Genomic DNA, 20,764 nt, shown 5'->3' on the forward strand with positions numbered 1-20,764 from the left:
TTCCTTAAGGGTAGCCGCCGGAGATAATCGACTGCTTGGTTTTACATAACATTAAGAACGGGGAGCCTGGCAGACTCCCCGCGCTCGGGTCAGGCTTCAATGGCCTTTCCGCGTTCTGCCAGTGCATTCAGGCTACGGGTGAGCTGCATCAGGCTGGTTTCAAGCTTTGCCGCATCAACCGCGATGTATTGCGGGCAGTCTTTACGCCCGCTCATCAGGCAAAGTGCGGCGGATGAACACGCCTCAACGGCATGGCGAAAATCATCTTTTTCATCGTCGGCCAGGCTCGCCTGCAGCACAAAGGCAGCATCGCGGCTCCGGTGGCAGACATCCAGCAAGCGGGTCCGCAGCTGTTCGCTTTCGCTGACAGACATATACCCTTTGGCCTTTCTCAACGCCAGGTAGGCGGCGATCTCCCCCTTCGCGACCTGCAGCTTTTGCAGCAGGTCGTGTTTGAGCGTACGTCCGGACATAGCGCATCCTCCTCGTGGGTTACCCATTAACCCACAGAGTAAGTATGGTCAAGGGGTGGGGATTCGCAGCGAATATCTTTCGCATTTGATGCTATTTATCGGGCAAGCCGGGGTATGCGGTGGGTAAACCGAAGCGGAATAAATCACGTCTAACGCAAACTGCAATTCTCCAGTACAAATTCCCGCCCAACCTCTGTAGAATCCCTGCCCTAATCTTTCTAATAATTGAACACTTTTTAAGCTATGAGCAATGTGACCCAACAACCCCGTATCGGGTTTGTCTCCCTCGGCTGCCCGAAAAACCTCGTGGACTCCGAACGCATCCTGACTGAACTGCGCACCGAAGGCTATGACGTGGTGCCAAGCTATGACGACGCCGACATGGTCATCGTCAACACCTGCGGTTTCATCGACAGCGCCGTCCAGGAATCGCTGGAAGCCATCGGCGAAGCGCTGAATGAAAACGGTAAGGTGATTGTCACCGGTTGCCTGGGTGCAAAAGAAGATCAGATCCGCGAAGTGCATCCGAAGGTACTGGAAATCACCGGCCCACACAGCTACGAGCAGGTTCTGCAGCACGTTCACCATTACGTGCCCAAACCGCAGCACAACCCGTTCCTGAGCCTGGTGCCGGAACAGGGCGTGAAGCTGACGCCGCGTCACTACGCGTATCTGAAAATTTCCGAAGGCTGCAACCATCGCTGCACCTTCTGCATTATTCCGTCCATGCGTGGCGATCTGGACAGCCGCCCAATCGGCGACGTGCTGGCAGAGGCAAAACGATTGGTTGAAGCAGGCGTGAAAGAGCTGCTGGTGATCTCCCAGGATACCTCCGCTTACGGCGTGGACGTTAAACACCGCACCGGATTCTGGAACGGCGCTCCGGTCAAAACCAGCATGGTTAGCCTGTGTGAACAGTTGGCTAAGCTGGGCGTCTGGACTCGCCTGCACTACGTTTACCCGTATCCACACGTTGACGATGTGATCCCGCTGATGGCGGAAGGCAAGATTCTGCCGTACCTCGACATCCCGCTGCAGCACGCCAGCCCGCGTATTCTGAAGCTGATGAAGCGCCCAGGTTCTGCGGATCGTCAGCTGCAGCGCATCAAGCAGTGGCGTGAAATCTGCCCGGATCTGACCCTGCGCTCGACCTTTATCGTCGGCTTCCCGGGTGAAACCGAAGAAGACTTCGAGATGCTGCTCGACTTCCTGAAAGAAGCGCGCCTGGATCGCGTGGGCTGCTTCAAATACAGCCCGGTTGACGGCGCAACCGCTAACGAGCTGCCTGACCAGGTGCCGGAAGAAGTGAAAGAGGAGCGCTGGAACCGCTTTATGCAGCTGCAGCAGAAAATCTCTGCCGAGCGCCTGCAGGAAAAAGTGGGCCGCGAGATTCTGGTCATGGTGGATGAAGTGGACGAAGAAGGCGCCATCGGCCGCAGCATGGCGGATGCCCCTGAAATCGACGGCGCGGTTTACCTGAATGGCGAAACCAAGCTGAAACCAGGCGACGTTGTCCGTGTGAAAGTTGAAAACGCGGATGAGTACGATCTGTGGGGTTCAGTGGTTTAGTTTGCCCGTCCTGCATAACAAAGGGCTCTTTGTGAGATCGGTGAATATCCCGTTCACTTCCAACCCTGTTTTATATGTAACCCGGCATAGGTGAACGTCTTAGGGGAGTCACCGTCACTCCCCTAAGAACCCGGACTCCCGGCCAAATAAATCGACCGCTGAAGCGGCAGACCTCCGTTTTATCTCCCAGTCCTGGGTCGGCTGAGATGCGTTCCCGACGCTCTCAGCCTCCGGCCGTTCCCGACGTCCGGACCCTGGCCAGTCGGAGAGAAAACGCAGGCGATTTAAGCCGGAACCGTGCCTCGCTTTAAACCCGCAGCCACACGGAACGTTAACGTTGCTGCAAGTCCTACAAGCCACTCCCTTGTTCCCGGCTCTCATCGCCCCCGGCTATGACCCAACTCAGGCGGGGTTGAGCTGTCGGGAACAGCGAAAGAGAGCGATCGTCGGGAACGAATCGCGAACGACCCCGAATGTTTGGGTGATAGCCGGTGGGTTTACCGCTTCAGCGGCGATGAGCTCGCCGGGCGCCGGGGGTTGTCAGGGGGCATGGCGTAATGCCCCCTGACACGTTCACCGTTTCAGTAGCTACATGTAAAGATGGACTTGAAGTGAACGGAACCTTATCCAGCCCTTCAGAAAGAGTTTTTTTAAATACGAAATCACCATTGAACACACGCCTAAAACGTATAACTCATCCCTACCGTTAACTCCCGCAGGTTATTTTTATTCACCATTGGGCTGTCGCTGATAGTACTCGGATAAAAACGCTGGGTGAACTGCGCCCAGGTGTTCCAGAGCGGCGTCCAGGCGTAGTTCATTGCCAGCTGCGCGTAAGGCACTATGCTGCCCTGTGGCCGCCATGCCGCAAGGCCTGTTTTTGCCGACTCTTTCTCTGAAACGCCATAGTAATAGCGCGTATTTTGCGCATTCGAAAAGTCCATTCCCGCTTCCGGCACCAGCGTGAAATCGCCCCACTGCGCCATTGCAATATAGGCCGTATTCGCCGTTAGGCCGTTGCTGACGCCCAGCGTGTCGCCCGCAATTGTCGCGCTGAACGCGCCTATCGGCGTGGTGTATTGCATCGTCATACCGCCCATCATCGTGCTATGGCGATTATTCAGCCCCCGCAGCGCGGGCGTCTGCCCGGTATCTGCCTGATACAGGGTATCGTAGTAATAGACTTTAGCGCGCAGCAGCAGCGTGTCGGTATTGATGAAGTTATAGCCCGCTTCGGTGCCGTCGAGGTACCAGGTTTTGCCGTCGTAGCCGACGTAGGGCAGCGCCCAGCGAAGCTGGTGCCGGGTTTGGTAAGGGGTTTGATACAGGCCCCCCTGCGCGCCAAGCGACCAGTTGGCCGCCGGGCAGGCAGTGGCAATCAGCAACGGGCTTAGCAGAAGTGCCCCGGTTATTTTTCTCATTTCTTCACTCCAGGGCAACGAATCTACTGCCTCAGCTTAGCCTTTAATTTTCGGATCCAGCGCGTCCCGCAGTCCATCCCCCAGCAAGTTGAACGCCAGCACGGTCAAGAAGATGGCAAGACTCGGGAAAATAGCCACATGCGGGGCAATCACCATATCCGCCCTCGCCTCGTTCAACATAGCGCCCCACTCCGGCGTAGGTGGCTGAGCCCCCAGGCCGAGAAATGACAGACTTGCGGCGGAAATAATCGAGGTCCCGATGCGCATCGTGAAATACACCACAATCGACGAAACGGTTCCCGGCAAAATATGCCGGAAGATGATAGTCGCATCCGGGGCACCAATGCTACGAGCAGACTCAATAAAAGTTTGCTGTTTCAGCACCAGCGTGTTGCCGCGCACCAGGCGGGCAAAGGCCGGAATACTGAAAATCGCCACCGCAATAATCACGTTGGTCATGCCGCTGCCCATCACCGCCACCACCGCAATTGCCAGCAAAATACCGGGGAAAGCGAACAGCACGTCGCAGATTCGCATGATAATGCGGTCCCACCACCCTTCGTAATAGCCCGCCAGCAGGCCAAAGAAGGTACCGATTAGCGCGCCGATAAGCACCGAAAAGACGCCAGCGGCCAGCGAGATTTGCGCCCCGACCAGCACACGACTAAAAATATCCCGCCCGAGCGAATCAACGCCAAACCAGTGCAGCATCGACGGCCCGTCGTTCAGCCTGTCGTAATCGAAATAGTTTTCCGCATCAAAGGGGGCAATCCACGGTGCTATGAGCGCAATCACTATCAGCAAAAGCACAAACAGCCCGGCAGTCATCGCCACGGGCTGCTGGCGAAAACGCCGCAGAAACTCGCTCCACGGGGTACGAATTTGCCCGGCACGTACCACGGGCATCGCGTTGACTATGGCCTGGCGTCGCCAGTTTAAAAGTCGCATCCTTATTTGTACCTGATGGCCGGGTTAATGGCGGCATACAGCAGATCCACCACTAAGTTGATCACAATAAACTCCAGCGAAAACAGCAGAACCTCGGCCTGAATAACCGGGTAATCACGCATCTCCACTGAATCCACCAGCAGACGCCCTAATCCCGGCCAGTTAAACACTTTTTCCACCACAATAGACCCACCGAGCAGGAAGCCGAACTGCAACCCCATCATGGTGATCACCGGGATCATGGCGTTACGCAGGCCGTGTTTTACCACGATCAGCGTTTCGCTTACGCCTTTCGCCCTGGCGGTACGCATGTAATCTTCGTGCAGCACATCCACAAACGACGCGCGGGTGAATCTCGCCATGACCGCCGCCACTGCCGCCCCAAGGGTAATGGACGGCAGAATGTAGTGCTGCCAGCTGTCGGCCCCCACCGTGGGCAGCCAGCCCAGCTCAACCGAGAAAACCTGCATCAGCAGCATTCCCAGCGCGAAGGCCGGGAATGAAATGCCGGACACGGCAATCGTCATGCTCACGCGATCCGGCCAGCGGTTGCGCCAGACGGCGGCCACAATGCCGGTCACCAGGCCAAACAGCGTCGCCCATGCCATGCTGGTCAGCGTCAGCCACAGCGTGGGCATAAAGCGGCTGGCAATCTCTTCAGACACAGGGCGGCGCGAAACCAGCGAGGTGCCAAAGTCCCCCTGCACGACGTGCGTGATGTAATGCAGGAACTGCCGCCACAGCGGTTGATCCAATCCCAGCTGTTTGCGAACAAGTTCGATGACCGTGGCATCCGCTTCCGGCCCGGCAATCAGCCGCGCCGGGTCGCCGGGCAGCAGATGCACGAACAGGAATACCAGCACCGCCACGATGAACAGCGTCGGGATCAGGCCCAAAAGGCGTTTGAGGAAATAGTTAAACATCGCAGCCCCTCACTCTAACCCTCTCCCTGAGGGGAGAGGGAATCAAGAGACAAGGCACCAACAGGCTTAGCTTTCCCCCCTCTCCCTTTTAGGGAGAGGGCCGGGGTGAGGGTCATTATCACGCTACTTCAAATCCGCATTATCAAAACTAAACCCGGTATCCGGCATCACATAGAAGCCGGTGAGATTTTTGCTGTGGGCAGAAACCAGTTTTTCCACCACCAGCGGCACCCACGGAGACTCTTTCCAGATCGTATCCTGCGCGTCTTTGTACAGCTTCGCCTTCTCTTCCGGTTTAGTAGTTTTCAGCGCATCGGCCAGGTCTTTGTCCACCTGCGGATTGCTGTAAAACGCGGTGTTAAACAGCGTTGGCGGCCAGTTCTGGGAAGCAAACAGCGGCGACAGCGCCCAGTCAGCTTCGCCGGTTGACGCCGACCAGCCGGTGTAGAACATTCTCACGCCGCTCTCTTTCTGCCCTTTTGCTTCCACTTCGGCAGCACGCTGCCCGGCGTCCATCGCCGTCACTTTCACCTTGATACCCACCTGCGCCAACTGCTGCTGGGTAAACTGCAGCACTTTCTGCGCGGTACTGTGGTTGTGCGAGGACCAAAGCGTGGTTTCAAAGCCGTTCGGGAAGCCCGCTTCTTTCAGCAGCGCTTTGGCTTTGGCTGGGTCATAAGGCCAGGGTTTGAATTTCTCGGCATAGGCAAGCGACGGCGGCACCACGCCTTCTGCTGGCGTAGCGAAGCCGGAGAACGCCACTTTCACCAGCGCCTGGCGGTTAATCGCATAGTTGATGGCTTCGCGGACTTTCGGGTTATCAAACGGTTTTTGGGTGACGTTCATGCTGATGTAGCGCTGCATGATCGACGGCGAGGCAACCAGCTCAAGCTTGCTGTTTTTCTCCAGCACGCCCGCCTGCTCGTAAGGGATCGGGAACGCGAACTGCGCCTCGCCGGTTTGCAGCATCGCCGCACGGGTATTGTTATCCACGACCGGGCGCCAGGTAATGCTGTCCAGCTTCGGCAGGCCTTGCTGCCAGTAACCGGCGAATTTCTTCACCTTCACAAAATCGGTCTGGTTCCAGGTATCCAGCTGATACGGGCCGGTACCCACCGGATGGAAGCCGATATCTTTGCCGTATTTTTGCAGCGCAGCCGGGGAGATCATCGCCGTCGCAGGGTGGGCCAGAATATTGATGAACGCCGAGAACGGCTCTTTTAAGGTGATTTTCACCGTGGAAGGATCGACCACCTCCGTTTTGGCAATGGTTTTATACAGGTTGTAGCGCTTGAGGTGGTTGTCCGGGTTGCTGGCGCGATCGAGGTTCGCTTTTACCGCCTCGGCATTGAAGTCAGTGCCGTCCTGGAACTTCACGCCAGTGCGCAGCTTGATGGTGTACACCAGGCCGTCGTCAGACACTTTGTAGCTTTCTGCCAGCACGTTCTGCAGCTTCATGTCTTTATCAAGCCCGAACAGCCCCTGATAGAACGATTTGGCCACCGCCTGGGACAGTGTGTCATTCGCGTCGTAAGGGTCGAGCGTGGTGAAGTTTGAGGCCACCGCTACGACGACATCTTTAGCAGCGAAAGCGGGCGTGGCGATAACGGCGGAGGCAAGTCCCGCCGCCAGCAGCCATTTTTGCGTTGTGTTAGCTGTCATTATTGTTTTCCTTTATAGGCGATTTTCACTGCTGCCGATGGGGTGGCGGGCGACAAAATGCCCCGGCCCCACCGCAACCAGCGGTGCTACGTGCGGTTCATCCCCCAGGCTGCGTGTGGCGCTGGGGATCTCATCAGACACTAAAACAGGCTTGCGTCCCTTGCGGGTTGGGTCAGCCACCGGTACCGCCGCCATGAGTTTGCGGGTGTACGGATGCTGCGGGTTTTCAAACACGGCGCGGCGCGGGCCAATTTCAACAATCTGACCCAGATACATGACCGCCACGCGATGGCTGATGCGTTCCACGACGGCCATGTCGTGGGAAATAAACAGAAAAGCGATGCCAAATTCGCGCTGCAGGTCGAGCAGCAGGTTAACGATTTGCGCCCGAATCGACACATCCAGCGCCGAGACGGATTCGTCGGCAATCACCACCTTCGGATTCAGCGCCAGCGCGCGGGCAATACAAACCCTCTGCCGCTGGCCGCCGGAGAACTCATGCGGGTAACGCCACGCGTGCTCAGGCTGTAAGCCGACTCGCTCAAGCAGCCAGGCAACGCGCTGCTGGGCCTCTTCTTTAGGCATCGCCTGGTGCACCAGCAGCGGCTCCATAATGGAGTAGCCGACGGTCTGGCGCGGATCCAGCGAGGCATACGGATCCTGGAAAATAAACTGAATGTCTTTGCGAACGTGCTGCAGCTCGCCGTTAGGCAAATTGTCAATACGCTGACCGTTAAAGGTGATGGTGCCGCCCTGGGTTTCCACCAGCCGCAGCAGCGAGCGCCCGGTGGTCGATTTACCACAGCCGGACTCGCCCACCAGCGCCAGCGTTTCGCCGGGCAATAAATCAAAACTCACCTTTTCAACGGCATGCACCTGGCGCGTCACCCGGTTGAATATTCCGCTACGCAGCGGGAAGCGGGTCACCAGATCGCGAACTTCAAGCACCGGCTTCGCGCCGGGAGGAATCGTATCCTGCTCGGTTTCGGGCTCTTGCTGATTCGGTTGGCCTGGGACAATCAACGGGAATTTGCGCGGTAAATCGCTGCCGTTCATGGCGCCAAGCCTTGGCACGGCAGTCAGCAAAGCCTGGGTGTAGGCGTGCTGCGGGTTCTGGAATATTTGCTCCACGGTACCGGTTTCAACCGCTTCCCCCCGGTACATCACCAGCACCCTGTCGGCGATGTCCGCCACCACGCCCATATCGTGGGTGATGAAAATGACGCCCATCTGCATTTCATCCTGCAGAACGCGAATAAGCTGCAGGATTTGTGCCTGAATAGTCACGTCGAGGGCAGTTGTCGGCTCATCGGCGATCAATACGGCCGGGCGGCAGGAGAGCGCCATAGCAATCATCACTCGCTGGCGCATCCCCCCGGAAAGCTGGTGCGGATAGCGGTTCAGGATGGCCTGTGCTTCAGGAATACGCACGCGTTCTAACATGCGCTTTGCTTCCGCCAGCGCCGCACGTCCATCAAGCTTTTGATGTAAACGGATGGACTCAGCGATTTGTTCGCCCACGGTGAACACAGGATTAAGCGAGGTCATCGGCTCCTGGAAAATCATGGCCACATCCGCCCCGCGCACGCGACGCATCTGGGCGTTGCTCAGCTCAGGCAGGTTCAGCACCTCTTTATTACGCCGACGCAGCAGCAGCTTGTCGCAGCTAACCTGCCCGCCGCCCTGCTCCAGCAGGCGCATCAGCGCCATCGCCGTGACCGACTTCCCGGAACCAGACTCGCCCACGATAGCCAGCGTTTCGCCCCGGTTAAGGGTCAACGACAGGTGGCGTACCGCGTCGGCAACCTGCTGCTGTTGGCGAAAGCGAATATTGAGGTCGCTAACGGCAAGCACCTGCTCGTCCGGTAGCTCATGACTGTGCGGCATTAACTCTCCTGGTCACGATAAATTCCTACGTTCGGGGCATCGCCGACAAAGCCAAAGCCACGGTACATTCCTTCGCTGTTAAACGGCAGCGCGACGTTCCCCTGATTGTCGATGGCAATCATGCCGCCGCTGCCACCCAGCGCGGGCAGTTTCTCCATCACCACGCGGTCAACGGCCTGCTGCAGACTTAGTCCGGCATACTCCATCAGGGCCGCAATATCGTAGGCCGCCAGCGTGCGGATAAAAACTTCGCCCGTGCCGGTGCAGGACACGGCCACGTTGGCGTTGTTGGCATAGCAGCCCGCGCCGACTAAGGGAGAATCCCCTACCCGGCCCGGCAGTTTATTGGTCATTCCGCCGGTGGACGTTGCCGCCGCCAGATTCCCCAGTTTATCCAGCGCCACTGCGCCTACCGTGCCAAATTTTTTATCGGCATCAATCGGCTCAGCCCCGTCATGATCCAGCAGAGTCTGTTGACTTTCACGGGCGCGCAGCAGTTGCTGATAGCGTTCTTCGGTCGAAAAGAGCGTGGCTTCGACCGGCTCAAGCCCATTCTGCGCGGCAAAACGCTCCGCCCCTTCGCCAATCATCAGCACGTGCGGGCTGTTTTCCAGCACTAATCTTGCCGCCAGGATCGGGTTGCGAATATGGCTCACGCCCGCCACCGCCCCGGCATTCAGGCTGTTGCCATCCATCACGCAGGCGTCCAGCTCATGTGTACCTTCACTGGTGAACACAGATCCTATCCCGGCGTTGAACAGCGGGCATTCTTCGAGCAGGCGCACCGCCTCGGTCACCGCGTCCAGCGCGCTGCCGCCGCGTTCAAGGATCTGCTGCCCGGCTTCAACAATGTCGGAGAGTGCGCTAATAAACTGCAGCTCTTTTTCCGGCGTCAGGTGGGCGCGGGTCAGGGCTCCGGCCCCGCCATGAATAGCGATAACGGCTTTGGTCATTCGGCATTGCCTGTAGAAAGTGATATCCGGCAGCGTTTTTTCTATAAATATCAGAATCGTTGCCAAACATTGATACGATTTTTGAATATAGAAAGACGTAAAAGTGTTGTAAAGAAAATTGACTTTACTCTATGAGCCTTTTGCCGCCCTGGCGGGAAGGAGAAATAGCGGCCAATTAAACCAAAGCCGCTATTTCTGTGGTAATAACAAAATCTTAGAACTTCGCGCTGATCCCCACGTTGTAGCTGGTCTGGTTCCCGTCGCTTAAGCCTGCCGTTTGTGCCACCGCCGCGAATGCGGACACGGTATTCGAAAGCGGCATATCTGCCCCGACGGCGATATCGGCCCAGTTTTTATCCAGCTGTTCACCGCTGCGGCTGAAGGTCAGCGCCGTGGATTTTAGGCCGCCGTTCGCCCGATAACTGTCATCGCCGAACTGATGGCGATAGCTTGCCTGCGCCCAGGGATTGATGACGCCCAGCTTCGTGTCCACGCGCCAGCCCGCGCTGCCGATTTGCGAATGGCCGTTCTGGTCGCCAAAGCGCATAGCCGTGCTGCTGCTGCCGTTTTCGCTGTAGCCGTTTACGTGGCTGTAATCCCAGGCGTACTGCAGCACCGGCCCCGTGGTTAGCCAGGCCGTGACGGGGATATCGTAGCCAGCCGTCAATCGCGCGCCATACAGCCTGCCGTCGGTGTCGCCTTTTTCCGTGCGGGTAAGCTGCCCCAGGGTGATATCGCGCTGAATATTGGTGAAGTCGGCAGAGAGATAATGCACGTCCCAGTTCAGCCAGGCCTGGCCCGCGCGAAGCTGGCCAAAGAGCGCCGCCTGAAAACCTCGGGTATCGTAGCGGTAGCCGTCGTCCGGGCGCTGATTGTCCAGCGAACCGGCGATCAGCCCGCCCAGCAGCACGTTTTCGTTCAGCTGATAGTCGAGACCGACCGTCAGGTTATTGGTGTTACCTTTGCCGTCGCCGGTTTCGCTATTGCCGCTGTACCGCTGATACCCGCCGCTGTAGCCGCCAAACACGCCCAGTGAACCTGTGGCGTTATCGCCCTGCCGCAACTGCTGATAGCGGCTGTCGAGCGTTGCCCGGCTGCCGCGCACCATCGCCTGCGTGCCCTGGTTCAGGCGAGTGACCTGGACGGGCGCGACGATAATCGACTCAATGTACTGGGCAATGATGCTGTGAACCTGCGGGCTCGGGTGGAAATGATCGGCAAACAGATAATCCTGCGCGGCGTTAAATCCCGGCGTGGAGCTGGTGCAGTCGGTCGCCGCCACGCCCGGCGGGCAGGCCATCCCGGCGCTGTTTGTCAGACCGAAGGCCTGAGGATTAGCCAGAATCTCCTGGAAGACACCGTTGATATCCGCCCGGGCGATATTCCCCCCATGCTGCAGCAGGGCCTGATCTTCGGCGCTGTTGTAGAACGTGGTAAGCAAAGCGGCCTGCTGCACGGCCCGATCGTAGGCGGCTATCAGCTGCGCGGCTACCCCTTGCTGAACGAGCGGATTGGCACTGACAACGGAAGCCGCCGCCTGCAGTGCCTGATGAATCGCCTGCTGACGACTCGCCAGGTCAGGCGTTTGTGCCGCATCCAAAGACGCATAGGCAGCCTGAATCGCAGGCGTGGCCGCCGCCCCAAGCCCGGCGCTGAGTACCAGTTCCATTAGCGTTGGCGTGGCGCCGATATTCGGAACGTTCGGCACCACCACCAGCCCGGCGCCCGCATCAAGCAAAGCCCCCACCTGAGCGGCGGCGTTGGCCGCGCTATTGGCCGCTATCCCCTGCGCCAGCGCAGGCTGAGTGGCGGCCGCGGCAAGATCGTTGCCACCGATCCAGTGAATATATAAGCCGTTGCCATCCGCCCGCCCACCGGTCTGGCTCAGGTAGCGCTGAACCTGGCTTTGCGTATTATCGGCCGGATTAAGCGCGGGCACAGCGGTGCCCCCGCCTGCGGCATAGTTGCTCCCACCTTCGCGGGAAGGCGTCAGCGTCAGGCCATAATGTGCGGCGAGCTGCTCGTCATAGAGCTTGTTCTGGCTGCTGTTCCAGGTCCAGCGCCCGTTGTTGCCGGTATCGCTGAGGCTGTCGCCAAAAACGGTGAGGGAATCAAAGGCAAATGCAGATGAGGTGAAGCCCACAGCGGCGGCCAGCATACTGAATTTGAATGCTTTTTGTTTGCTTATCATCAGTTCTTCCTTGCAAGGTTTTTTATTAGCCACAATGACTATAGCCAATGGCGATTGACACGCAGGCCGAGCGTAAAGAAGAAACGTGACAACGTGATGTAACGCATGTCCGACCACTGACGAAAGGTTTTTGCTGATCCCAGACATGCCGTCAGGCGGCGTTTTCTGCCATACTAAGGCCTTATTTTGCCCCTGCCCCAGGAGTCATGAATGGAATTTACCGCCGGGCTGATCCCGCTTGAAACCGCACTTGAACAGATGCTGTCCCGTATTCATCCGTTGTCTGAAACAGAAACCCTGCCGCTGCTGCTGGCCACGGGCCGCGTCACGGCGTCCCCGGTGGTCTCGCCGCTGGATGTCCCCGGTTTCGATAACTCAGCGATGGACGGCTACGCGGTGCGGCTGGCGGATATCAAAGCCGGGGGCGCACTGCCCGTCGCCGGGAAAGCCTTCGCCGGACAACCGTTTAGCGGTGAATGGCCTGCAGGCACCTGCGTGCGCATCATGACCGGCGCGCCGATCCCTGTCGGAGCTGAAGCCGTTGTGATGCAGGAAGAGACGGAAGTCACCGAAAGCGGCGTGCGTTTTAACGCTCCGGTGAAGAACGGCCAGAATATTCGCCGTCGCGGTGAGGATATCCATCAGGGCGCCAGCGTGCTGGCCGCAGGCGTGAAATTAACCGCCGCCGAACTGCCGCTGATTGCCTCGCTGGGCATCCCGGAAGTGAAGGTCTTTCGCAAAGTGCGTGCGGCGGTGTTCTCCACCGGCGATGAACTCCAACTTCCGGGCCAGCCGCTGGCCGAAGGCCAAATCTACGATACCAACCGCCTGGCGGTGCACGCCATGCTGGAGCAGCTGGGCTGTGAAGTGATCGACCTCGGCATCGTTCGGGATGACCAGGCGGCCCTTCGCGCGGTGTTTAACGAAGCGGACAGCCGGGCAGATGTGGTCATCAGCAGCGGCGGTGTTTCCGTGGGCGAAGCCGATTACACCAAACAAATCCTCGAAGAACTGGGCGAAGTCGGCTTCTGGAAGCTGGCGATTAAACCGGGCAAACCGTTTGCCTTTGGACGCCTGAAAAACAGCTGGTTCTGCGGTCTGCCGGGCAACCCGGTTTCCGCCGCTCTGACGTTCTACCAGCTAGTGCAGCCGCTGCTGGCGAAGCTGAGCGGGCAAATCGCCAGCCCTCTGCCGCCGCGCATGCGCGTTCGCACCGTCGGCAAGCTGAAGAAATCCCCTGGCCGCCTCGACTTCCAGCGCGGCATTCTTCGCCGCAATGAGCAAGGCGACCTGGAAGTGTTAAGCACCGGGCATCAGGGATCGCATATTTTCAGCTCCTTCAGCCAGGCCAACTGTTTTGTGGTGCTGGAGCGCGAACGCGGCAACGTAGAGGCCGGGGAATGGGTTGAGGTCGAACCGTTTAATCCGCTGTTCGGAGGCTGAAATGGTCGAGCTTAGCGATGAGGAGATGCTGCGCTACAACCGCCAGATTGTGCTGCGCGGCTTTGACTTTGACGGCCAGGAAAAGCTTAAGGCTTCGCGAGTGCTCATCGTCGGGCTGGGCGGGCTGGGCTGCGCGGCGGCACAGTATCTGGCGGCCGCGGGCGTGGGCCAGCTCACGCTGCTCGATTTCGACACCGTTTCGCTCTCAAACCTCCAGCGGCAAACGCTGCACAGCGATGCCACAATTGGCAAACCGAAGGTGGATTCCGCGCGGGATTCACTGGCGGCGATTAATCCGCATATCCAACTCGACACCGTCAATGCGATGCTCGAATACCCTCAGCTTTCCGGGTTAATCGCCCGCCACGATGTGGTGCTGGACTGCACGGATAACGTGGCTATACGCAACCAGCTCAATCGCGGCTGCCATCAGCATAAGATCCCGCTGGTGTCCGGGGCGGCCATTCGCATGGAGGGCCAGATTAGCGTCTTCACGTATCAGGATAACGAGCCCTGCTACCGCTGCCTGAGCCGTCTGTTTGGCGAAAGTACGCTGAGCTGCGTTGAGGCTGGCGTTATGGCCCCGCTGGTCGGGATTATCGGCTCGCTGGAAGCCATGGAGGCCATCAAGCTGCTGGCAAACTACGGCACCCCAGCGCGCGGGAAAATCGTGCTTTACGATGCGATGACCTGTCAGTTCAGAGAGATGAAGCTGACACGTAACCCGCAGTGTGAAGTGTGCGGGTAGAAACGAAAACGGGGATATCATTATCCCCGTTATTTTTAGACCGCCAGATCGGTGAGCATCACCTTGGCAATTTCGAAGTAAATCAGCAGCCCGGTTCCGTCGATTAAGGTGGTGATAAACGGCGCCGACACCACGGCCGGATCGATATTCACCTTACGAAGCAGCATCGGAATAATCGAAGAAACAATCGCGCTCCAGACGGTGATGGCGATGAGCGTCAGGCTGACCACCATCATCACTTCCATACCCACGCCCAGCATCCAGGCCCGAATAAACCCGGCGGTGCCAATGGTTAAGGCAATGAGCACCGAGGCCGAGATCTCCTTGCGCAAAATAGCGCCCAAATCCTTTAGCCCCACTTCGCCGAGCGCCATCGCCCTGACCAGCGTCGAGGTAATTTGTGTGCCGGTATTGCCGCCGGTGCCAATCAGCAACGGGATAAAGAACGCCAGCGCAATCGCCGCCTCAAGCTGATCTTCAAACGATTTAATCACCGAGCTGGTGTAAGCCTCGGCCACAAACAGCAGCAGCAGCCAGACCGATCTTTTGCGCCACAGCGTAAAGACGCTGCTTTGCAGATAGGGCGTTTCCAGCGGCGACGACGCGCCCTGCAGCTGGCTGTCCAGCGTGTTTTCGTCCTCAAGCAGCTGAGCGATTTCCTGCGGGCCCAGCACGCCTTTCAGCTTGCCGTAGCTCAAAACAGGGATGTAGTTAGCGCCCGCCTTTTTAATATCCACGCAGGCTTCATGCCGCGTTTTTTCCGGCGTTAATGAGAACGCCACGGGCCGCATCAGATCACTGAGTAGCGCCTCTTTGTCGGCCTGCAGCAGTGATTTTACCGGCACGAGGCCAAACAGATGAGCATCGTCGTCCACCACAAATATCTGCGACGGGATCTGCTCATTTTTAATGCCCGAACAGAACAACGCCTGCGCATCCTGCACCGAAGTGCCCGGCGGTAAAGCGATGTAATCCTGGCTCAGGTAAGCCAGCACGGTGTTTTGTGAGTCTGAGGATGGCAGCTTGACGGACACGGCCAGAGAAGCGCGGGAGTGCGCTGAGGTATTAGTTGAAAAGGTCATGATTTTTCCCCGGTTACTGTTTTAAAAATAAACAGTCCTCATCCTGGGGCGAAGCAAGATATGAGAGTGCTGACGCTATCTCCATGTCTCGGTTTTAGCACTGCACAACGTATCCCCTAAAGCGGGGGAAGTTACCTGGGGTTATACCTTCGCTCGATATAACCTGTCCTAATCTTGGGCGTCTCTCGACGTCGTCAGATCAGCAACCTATGTTTGTACAGGAGCCTCGCCTAACGAGATACTGCAAGTCTTCCGCGGCCTATAGTAGGGATTTAAACTTCGGGCGCAAGACAAAGAACCTGCGCTGTTTAGGGTTTATTTATGCTTTTTTTCTGCTCAGTCGTAGAGTTTATCGCTGGTCACCGCCGGTCGACCTTTCCCCGCTCCCACGCGCCGCACTGACGCCTGCACCTTTAGCGTACCGCCCAACAGAATATTCACCACCGGCGCTTCCGGGCGCATCAGGCGCTGCTGCAGCAGTTGAACCGCCTCCTCACCCAGCTCGTCCCTGGGAACATGAACCGAGGTTAAAGGCACGTCATGGATTTCGGCCAGGTTAAAGCCATCGATGCTCATTACTGACATATCCTGCGGCACGCGCAGCCCTGCTTTTTGCAGAGCACTAACGGCACCTGCCGCCATAAAATCGCCGCCGACTAACAGCGCACTCGGCCAGGCCGGTCGCGGCGTAACGGCCAGATAGTCGCTGATTAAGGCCTCGCTCTCTTTGGCACCGAAGCTTTGGGCGACTAACAAATGCCGGGTCTCATCAAACGACAAATTACGGCTGTCCCACGCATCCCGAATCCCGGCCAGGCGCTGTTCCATGGTGTAGCGACGCAGGCACATTACCGTCAGTACGCCTTTATGCCCCATGTCGAACAGATAATTTGCGGCAAAGCGGCCGGTCATCAGGTGATCCGGCGCCACGCCTGAAAGACGCATTTTGCGATCCTGGCAGTTGATCAGCACGCAAGGCTTGCCCAGATCCGCCGCCAGATCGTGGATGTGCGGATCATCAATCCCCAGCAGAATGGCCGCTTCGGTTTCCGGCTCGTTCATCTTGCTGAGAAACAGTCCGGTATCGCTGTCATTCTCTTCCAGCGCGCAGAAGCGCAGCCTGGCGTCGTGAGGCACCAGCGCCTTGCCGATGCCCTGCATCACCCGGTAGTAGAAGACGTCCAGCCGCTCATCAAACGCCCGACGGGGCGCAAAAACCACCAGGCTGTTGACCAATAATCTGCCCGCGGCAATGCCCTGTAATACCCCCTTAGCTTTGGCGCAGGTCAGTACCCGCTGGCGGGCCGACTCGCTGGTATTCCCCTTACCCGCCAGCACGCGGGAAACGGTGCTTATCGACAGCCCCGTTTGCGCGGCAATTTCGGTGATTTTTAGCGTTTTACTCATTTTGTGATCGACGCCCGTTTGTGAAATGAAAAAATTTTCATGGCTGTGAGTACGCCATAGTGCCGGAGATTTAGCGTTATTTCTTCGCGTCGGATCGAGATAGTGAAAATATTTGCAAAAATTGCGCTATTGGTTGGCTGATAACTCAATTACGCTCCATTTTGTTAACCAATAAGGTTCTCACTGAAAGTGAGAATAAAATTAAAAATATAAAAATCAAATAATTAAATTACACCCATCGTCAAAAATAGTGGCATACCAATTCTACTAATTACCCTACAAGGTGGAGTGAACTATGAGTCATGGCATCGACCAACCGATAACCGCCGTTAAGGCAGGACGCGTTTTCCGACATTTGCGCTGGTGGGTTCTGGTTCTGTTCTTACTTGGCGTCACCGTGAACTACATCACGCGTAATGCGCTGGGGATCCTGGCGCCTGAACTGAAAACCTCCCTCGGCATTACCACCGAACAATATTCCTGGATAGTCGGTGCTTTTCAGCTGGCCTATACCCTGTTCCAGCCTCTCTGCGGCTGGCTGATCGACGTGATTGGCCTGAAGATCGGCTTTCTGATCTGCGCCAGCATCTGGGCGGTGATGTGCATGCTGCATGCCGGCGCCGGGAGCTGGCTACAGCTGGCTATTTTGCGCTTCATGATGGGCGGCGCGGAGGCCGCAGCCACGCCCGCCAACGCCAAAACGCTGGGTGAATGGTTCCCGAAAAAAGAGCGACCGATTGCCGCAGGCTGGGCCGGGGTGGGCTTTTCCATCGGCGCAATGCTGGCTCCGCCGATTATCTATTTTGCCCACAGTTTTTTTGGCTGGCAGGGTGCCTTTATGTTCAGCGGCGCGCTGGCGCTAGGGTGGGTTGTGCTGTGGTGGCTGTTTTACCACAACCCGGAACAGCACCCGAACCTGAGCAAGGAAGAACTGGCGTTCATCAAGCAGGACAACGAGCCGCCCGCCGTGAAACTGCCGTTTTTCACCGCCCTGAAAACCGTCTCCAAAAATAAACGCTTTTACGGCATCGCCATTCCAGCTTTTATGGCGGAACCCGCCTGGGCGGTCCTGAGCTTTTGGGTTCCGCTTTACCTGGCCAACGAACGCGGAATGGATCTCAAACAGATTGCTATGTTCGCCTGGCTGCCGTTCCTCGCTGCCGATATCGGCAGCATTGCCAGCGGCTATCTGACCAAAGTTTACGTCCGTATTTTTGGCTGCTCGCGCACCAATTCCGTGGTGGCGAGTTCGGTAACCGGCGCGTTCCTGATGCTTTCTCTGGCGCTGGTCGCCGTCACCAAAGATCCCTGGATTGCCATCCTGCTTATCTCCATCGGCGGCTTCGGGCACCAGATTATCTCCTGCATGCTCAGCGCGCTGGTGGTGGACTCTTTTGATAAAGGCCAGATGGCCACCGTCAACGGCATGCGCGGTTCGGCGGCCTGGATTGCCAGCTTTATCTTCTCTCTGATCATCGGCGTGACCGCCGACAAGATTGGCTTCAACCCGCTGTTTATCGCCATGGGCTTTTTTGATCTGATCGGCGCGGTGTTCCTGGTGGCATTTATCGCCGAACGCCGCGCAAAACGCACCTGAATGGATGGTCTCTCATGAAAACACTTAAGAACTGGACGCTCGCAAAACAAGATGACAGCCAGGTTATCCTGACCCTCGACGGCAAGCATTCTCTGCACCTGTATGTGCTGGAAGATAAGCTGTTTCGCGTGCTGATTAAACGTCAACAGGGCCTGGCGCTGGACCGCACCTGGAGCATCGCCCCGCAGCAGGATGTCCCGTGGGAGGGGCGCGACCGCGAAAGCCACGCCGGGTTTACCCTGCCTGGCTTCACGCTGGAACAGCAATCGGATAGGCTCATCATCAGTAGCGAAAGCCTGCGCGTGACCGTGCGCCAGCCGCTTTATCTGGAGTGGGAATACAAATCCGCCCAGGGCGAATGGCTGCCCCTCGCCTGCGATCGCCCCACCAGCGCCTACCAGCTTAACGCTCACGGCGATGGCGTGGCCCACTATCAGCGGCGCTTTGCCGGGGAGCGCTTTTACGGGCTGGGTGAAAAAGCCGGGCCGCTTAACCGCACCGGCAGGCGCTATGAGATGCGTAATCTGGACGCAATGGGCTATAACGCGGTGTCGACCGACCCGCTTTACAAGCATATTCCCTTCACCATTACGCGCCGGGACGACGTCAGCTTTGGCCTGTTCTATGACAACCTGAGCAGCTGCTGGCTGGATCTGGGCAACGAGATAGACAACTATCATCTGGCCTATCGCCGCTGGCAGGCAGAAGCCGGCGATCTGGACTATTACCTGTTTCTCGGCCCGCGCGTGCTGGACGTCACCAAGGCCTTCGTGCGCCTGACCGGGAAAACCTTCTTCGGGCCAAAATGGAGCCTCGGCTACAGCGGCTCAACGATGCATTACACCGACGCACCCGACGCCCAAAATCAGCTGATGGACTTCATTCGGCTGAGCCAGCAGCACGCGATTCCGTGCGACTCATTCCAGCTTTCGTCGGGCTACACCTCCATCAATAACAAACGCTACGTGTTTAACTGGAATTATGAAAAGGTGCCGCAGCCGAAGGTGATGAGCCAGGCGTTTATGGCGGCCGGGATCCGCCTTGCGGCCAACATCAAGCCTTGTCTGCTGCAGGATCATCCGCGTTATGAGGAGGTTGCCAAAGACGGGCTGTTTATCAAAGATTCGGAATCCGATGCGCCGGAACACTCCAGCTTCTGGGACGATGAAGGCTCTCATCTGGACTTCACCAACCCGGCCACGGTGAAGTGGTGGCAGGCTGGCGTCACCACACAGCTGCTGGAAATGGGCATTGGCTCCACCTGGAACGACAACAACGAATACGAAGTGTGGGACGGGGAAGCGCGCTGTCACGGCTTTGGCCAGCCGATAGCCATCAAACATATTCGCCCGGTCATGCCGCTGCTGATGATGCGCGCTTCGATGGAGGCTCAGCAGAAATTTTCCCCGGAAAAACGCCCATATCTGATTTCCCGTTCCGGTTGCGCCGGGATGCAGCGCTACGTCCAGACGTGGAGCGGCGACAACCGCACCAGCTGGGATACGCTGCGTTACAACACGCGGATGGGCGTCGGCATGAGCCTGTCCGGCCTGTTTAACGTCGGGCATGACGTTGGCGGTTTTTCGGGCGACAAGCCTGACGCCGAGCTTTTCGTGCGCTGGGTTCAGAACGGCGTGATGCACCCGCGCTTCACCATACATTCGTGGAATGATGACCACACCGTGAACGAACCCTGGATGTATCCGGCGGTGACTCCGGCCATCCGCAGCGCCATTGAGCTGCGTTATCGCCTGCTGCCCTATTTCTACACGCTGCTGTGGCAGGCACACGCTGATGATGAACCCATGCTGAGGCCGACGTTCCTCGACCATGAACATGACGTGAAGACATTTGATGAATGCGATGAGTTCCTGCTGGGCCGGGATCTTCTGGTGGCAAGCGTGGTGGAGCCAGGACAACGCGAACGTACTTTATGGCTGCCGGCCAATGAGCACGGCTGGTACGACTATTATTCCGGCCAGTGGTTTAGCGGCGGCCAGACCATCACCCTGCCCGCCCCGCTTGAGCGTTTGCCATTGCTGGTTCGCGCCGGTGCGGCTCTGCCTCACAGCGAACGCATCAGCTACGTTTCCCCGCAGGACGATACCGTTCGTGAGATAAAAATTTACCCGCTGCAGGGCACCGGGACGTCCCACGGCGTGTTGTTTGAGGATGACGGAGAATCCTGGGGCTATAAAGAAGGCAACGCGCTCTGGCTTAGCTGGGAAATAACCTGCTCAGCCAACGAGATTAACGTGGCCTTTAGCCGCAAGGGGGATTATTTGCCCGCGTGGCGCGAGATTAAGCTGTCTTTGCCTGAGGGAGAAAGACGTCGATTGCTGGTGAACGGCGTGGAATGCGAGGTATGGGGGCTGTAATTGCCGCTCACCCCAAAGGGACGAGGGGGAAAACAACAGGGCAGAACAGTACATAATCTATTCCCTCTCCCTTTTAGGGAGA

The 20,764-nt window shown here is 57.7% G+C and carries 15 protein-coding genes and 1 riboswitch; of the genes, 5 read left to right on the top strand and 10 right to left on the bottom strand.

Annotation, left to right across the window (positions count from 1 at the left end; genetic code table 11):
• Window positions 1-89: 89 nt before the first annotated feature.
• A complete protein-coding gene (locus tag WFN87_RS01540) occupies window positions 90-473 on the bottom strand; it encodes a biofilm formation regulator BssR (protein WP_166872396.1) in 384 nt (127 codons plus the stop codon).
• A gap of 243 nt (window positions 474-716) precedes the next feature.
• Here WFN87_RS01540 and rimO point away from each other — a divergent pair, with 243 nt between their 5' ends.
• Window positions 717-2,042: a 30S ribosomal protein S12 methylthiotransferase RimO gene (gene rimO / locus WFN87_RS01545; RefSeq protein WP_008455208.1), complete on the top strand. Its 1,326-nt coding sequence runs from the start codon at window positions 717-719 to the stop codon at window positions 2,040-2,042.
• Window positions 2,043-2,722: 680 nt separating this feature from the next.
• Here rimO and WFN87_RS01550 read toward each other — a convergent pair.
• The 7 genes from WFN87_RS01550 to WFN87_RS01580 form a co-directional block, all read right to left on the bottom strand.
• Window positions 2,723-3,463, bottom strand: a complete 741-nt coding sequence (locus WFN87_RS01550; RefSeq protein WP_336981620.1) for a MipA/OmpV family protein — start codon at window positions 3,461-3,463, stop codon at window positions 2,723-2,725.
• 36 nt (window positions 3,464-3,499) lie between these two features.
• On the bottom strand, window positions 3,500-4,411 hold the full coding sequence (gene gsiD, locus WFN87_RS01555) for a glutathione ABC transporter permease GsiD (RefSeq protein WP_008455211.1): 912 nt from the start codon (window positions 4,409-4,411) through the stop codon (window positions 3,500-3,502).
• Between the two features lie 2 nt (window positions 4,412-4,413).
• Window positions 4,414-5,334 (bottom strand): glutathione ABC transporter permease GsiC, encoded by a 921-nt coding sequence (gene gsiC, locus WFN87_RS01560; protein ID WP_336981623.1) that lies wholly within the window; start codon window positions 5,332-5,334, stop codon window positions 4,414-4,416.
• Window positions 5,335-5,457: 123 nt separating this feature from the next.
• On the bottom strand, window positions 5,458-6,996 hold the full coding sequence (gsiB, locus tag WFN87_RS01565; RefSeq protein ID WP_039304840.1) for a glutathione ABC transporter substrate-binding protein GsiB: 1,539 nt from the start codon (window positions 6,994-6,996) through the stop codon (window positions 5,458-5,460).
• 12 nt (window positions 6,997-7,008) lie between these two features.
• On the bottom strand, window positions 7,009-8,883 hold the full coding sequence (gene gsiA, locus WFN87_RS01570; RefSeq protein ID WP_336981626.1) for a glutathione ABC transporter ATP-binding protein GsiA: 1,875 nt from the start codon (window positions 8,881-8,883) through the stop codon (window positions 7,009-7,011).
• Window positions 8,883-9,836, bottom strand: a complete 954-nt coding sequence (gene iaaA, locus WFN87_RS01575) for a beta-aspartyl-peptidase (protein ID WP_166991090.1) — start codon at window positions 9,834-9,836, stop codon at window positions 8,883-8,885. Before iaaA ends, gsiA begins: the two co-directional genes overlap by 1 nt.
• Before the next feature lie 214 nt (window positions 9,837-10,050).
• A complete protein-coding gene (locus tag WFN87_RS01580; protein ID WP_442892739.1) occupies window positions 10,051-11,994 on the bottom strand; it encodes an autotransporter outer membrane beta-barrel domain-containing protein in 1,944 nt (647 codons plus the stop codon).
• A gap of 243 nt (window positions 11,995-12,237) precedes the next feature.
• Here WFN87_RS01580 and moeA point away from each other — a divergent pair, with 243 nt between their 5' ends.
• A complete protein-coding gene (gene moeA, locus WFN87_RS01585) occupies window positions 12,238-13,470 on the top strand; it encodes a molybdopterin molybdotransferase MoeA (RefSeq protein WP_336981631.1) in 1,233 nt (410 codons plus the stop codon).
• Between the two features lies 1 nt (window position 13,471).
• A complete protein-coding gene (gene moeB, locus WFN87_RS01590) occupies window positions 13,472-14,218 on the top strand; it encodes a molybdopterin-synthase adenylyltransferase MoeB (protein ID WP_336981633.1) in 747 nt (248 codons plus the stop codon).
• A gap of 35 nt (window positions 14,219-14,253) precedes the next feature.
• On the opposite strand, the gene WFN87_RS01595 is transcribed toward moeB, so the two are convergent.
• Entirely contained in the window at window positions 14,254-15,300 is a 1,047-nt protein-coding gene (locus WFN87_RS01595; RefSeq protein ID WP_205246625.1) for a magnesium transporter, read from the bottom strand.
• 72 nt (window positions 15,301-15,372) lie between these two features.
• Window positions 15,373-15,545, bottom strand: a riboswitch (M-box (ykoK) riboswitch).
• Between the two features lie 91 nt (window positions 15,546-15,636).
• A complete protein-coding gene (locus tag WFN87_RS01600) occupies window positions 15,637-16,707 on the bottom strand; it encodes a LacI family DNA-binding transcriptional regulator (protein ID WP_336981637.1) in 1,071 nt (356 codons plus the stop codon).
• Window positions 16,708-17,002: 295 nt separating this feature from the next.
• On the opposite strand from WFN87_RS01600, the gene WFN87_RS01605 reads away from it, so the two are divergent.
• Window positions 17,003-18,304 (top strand): MFS transporter, encoded by a 1,302-nt coding sequence (locus WFN87_RS01605; protein WP_008455232.1) that lies wholly within the window; start codon window positions 17,003-17,005, stop codon window positions 18,302-18,304.
• A 14-nt stretch (window positions 18,305-18,318) separates the two neighbouring features.
• Window positions 18,319-20,682, top strand: a complete 2,364-nt coding sequence (locus WFN87_RS01610) for a glycoside hydrolase family 31 protein (RefSeq protein ID WP_336981639.1) — start codon at window positions 18,319-18,321, stop codon at window positions 20,680-20,682.
• Window positions 20,683-20,764: the final 82 nt, after the last annotated feature.

The sequence above is a fragment of the Cedecea sp. AS113 genome (assembly GCF_037152415.1).
GTDB lineage: Bacteria > Pseudomonadota > Gammaproteobacteria > Enterobacterales > Enterobacteriaceae > Cedecea.

Coding starts and splice junctions, on each gene's coding strand:
- WFN87_RS01540 (WP_166872396.1), bottom strand. CDS start 473: ATGTCCGGACGTACGCTCAAACACGACCTGCTGCAAAAGCTGCAGGTC.
- rimO (WP_008455208.1), top strand. CDS start 717: ATGAGCAATGTGACCCAACAACCCCGTATCGGGTTTGTCTCCCTCGGC.
- WFN87_RS01550 (WP_336981620.1), bottom strand. CDS start 3,463: ATGAGAAAAATAACCGGGGCACTTCTGCTAAGCCCGTTGCTGATTGCC.
- gsiD (WP_008455211.1), bottom strand. CDS start 4,411: ATGCGACTTTTAAACTGGCGACGCCAGGCCATAGTCAACGCGATGCCC.
- gsiC (WP_336981623.1), bottom strand. CDS start 5,334: ATGTTTAACTATTTCCTCAAACGCCTTTTGGGCCTGATCCCGACGCTG.
- gsiB (WP_039304840.1), bottom strand. CDS start 6,996: ATGACAGCTAACACAACGCAAAAATGGCTGCTGGCGGCGGGACTTGCC.
- gsiA (WP_336981626.1), bottom strand. CDS start 8,883: ATGCCGCACAGTCATGAGCTACCGGACGAGCAGGTGCTTGCCGTTAGC.
- iaaA (WP_166991090.1), bottom strand. CDS start 9,836: ATGACCAAAGCCGTTATCGCTATTCATGGCGGGGCCGGAGCCCTGACC.
- WFN87_RS01580 (WP_442892739.1), bottom strand. CDS start 11,994: ATGCTGGCCGCCGCTGTGGGCTTCACCTCATCTGCATTTGCCTTTGAT.
- moeA (WP_336981631.1), top strand. CDS start 12,238: ATGGAATTTACCGCCGGGCTGATCCCGCTTGAAACCGCACTTGAACAG.
- moeB (WP_336981633.1), top strand. CDS start 13,472: ATGGTCGAGCTTAGCGATGAGGAGATGCTGCGCTACAACCGCCAGATT.
- WFN87_RS01595 (WP_205246625.1), bottom strand. CDS start 15,300: ATGACCTTTTCAACTAATACCTCAGCGCACTCCCGCGCTTCTCTGGCC.
- WFN87_RS01600 (WP_336981637.1), bottom strand. CDS start 16,707: ATGAGTAAAACGCTAAAAATCACCGAAATTGCCGCGCAAACGGGGCTG.
- WFN87_RS01605 (WP_008455232.1), top strand. CDS start 17,003: ATGAGTCATGGCATCGACCAACCGATAACCGCCGTTAAGGCAGGACGC.
- WFN87_RS01610 (WP_336981639.1), top strand. CDS start 18,319: ATGAAAACACTTAAGAACTGGACGCTCGCAAAACAAGATGACAGCCAG.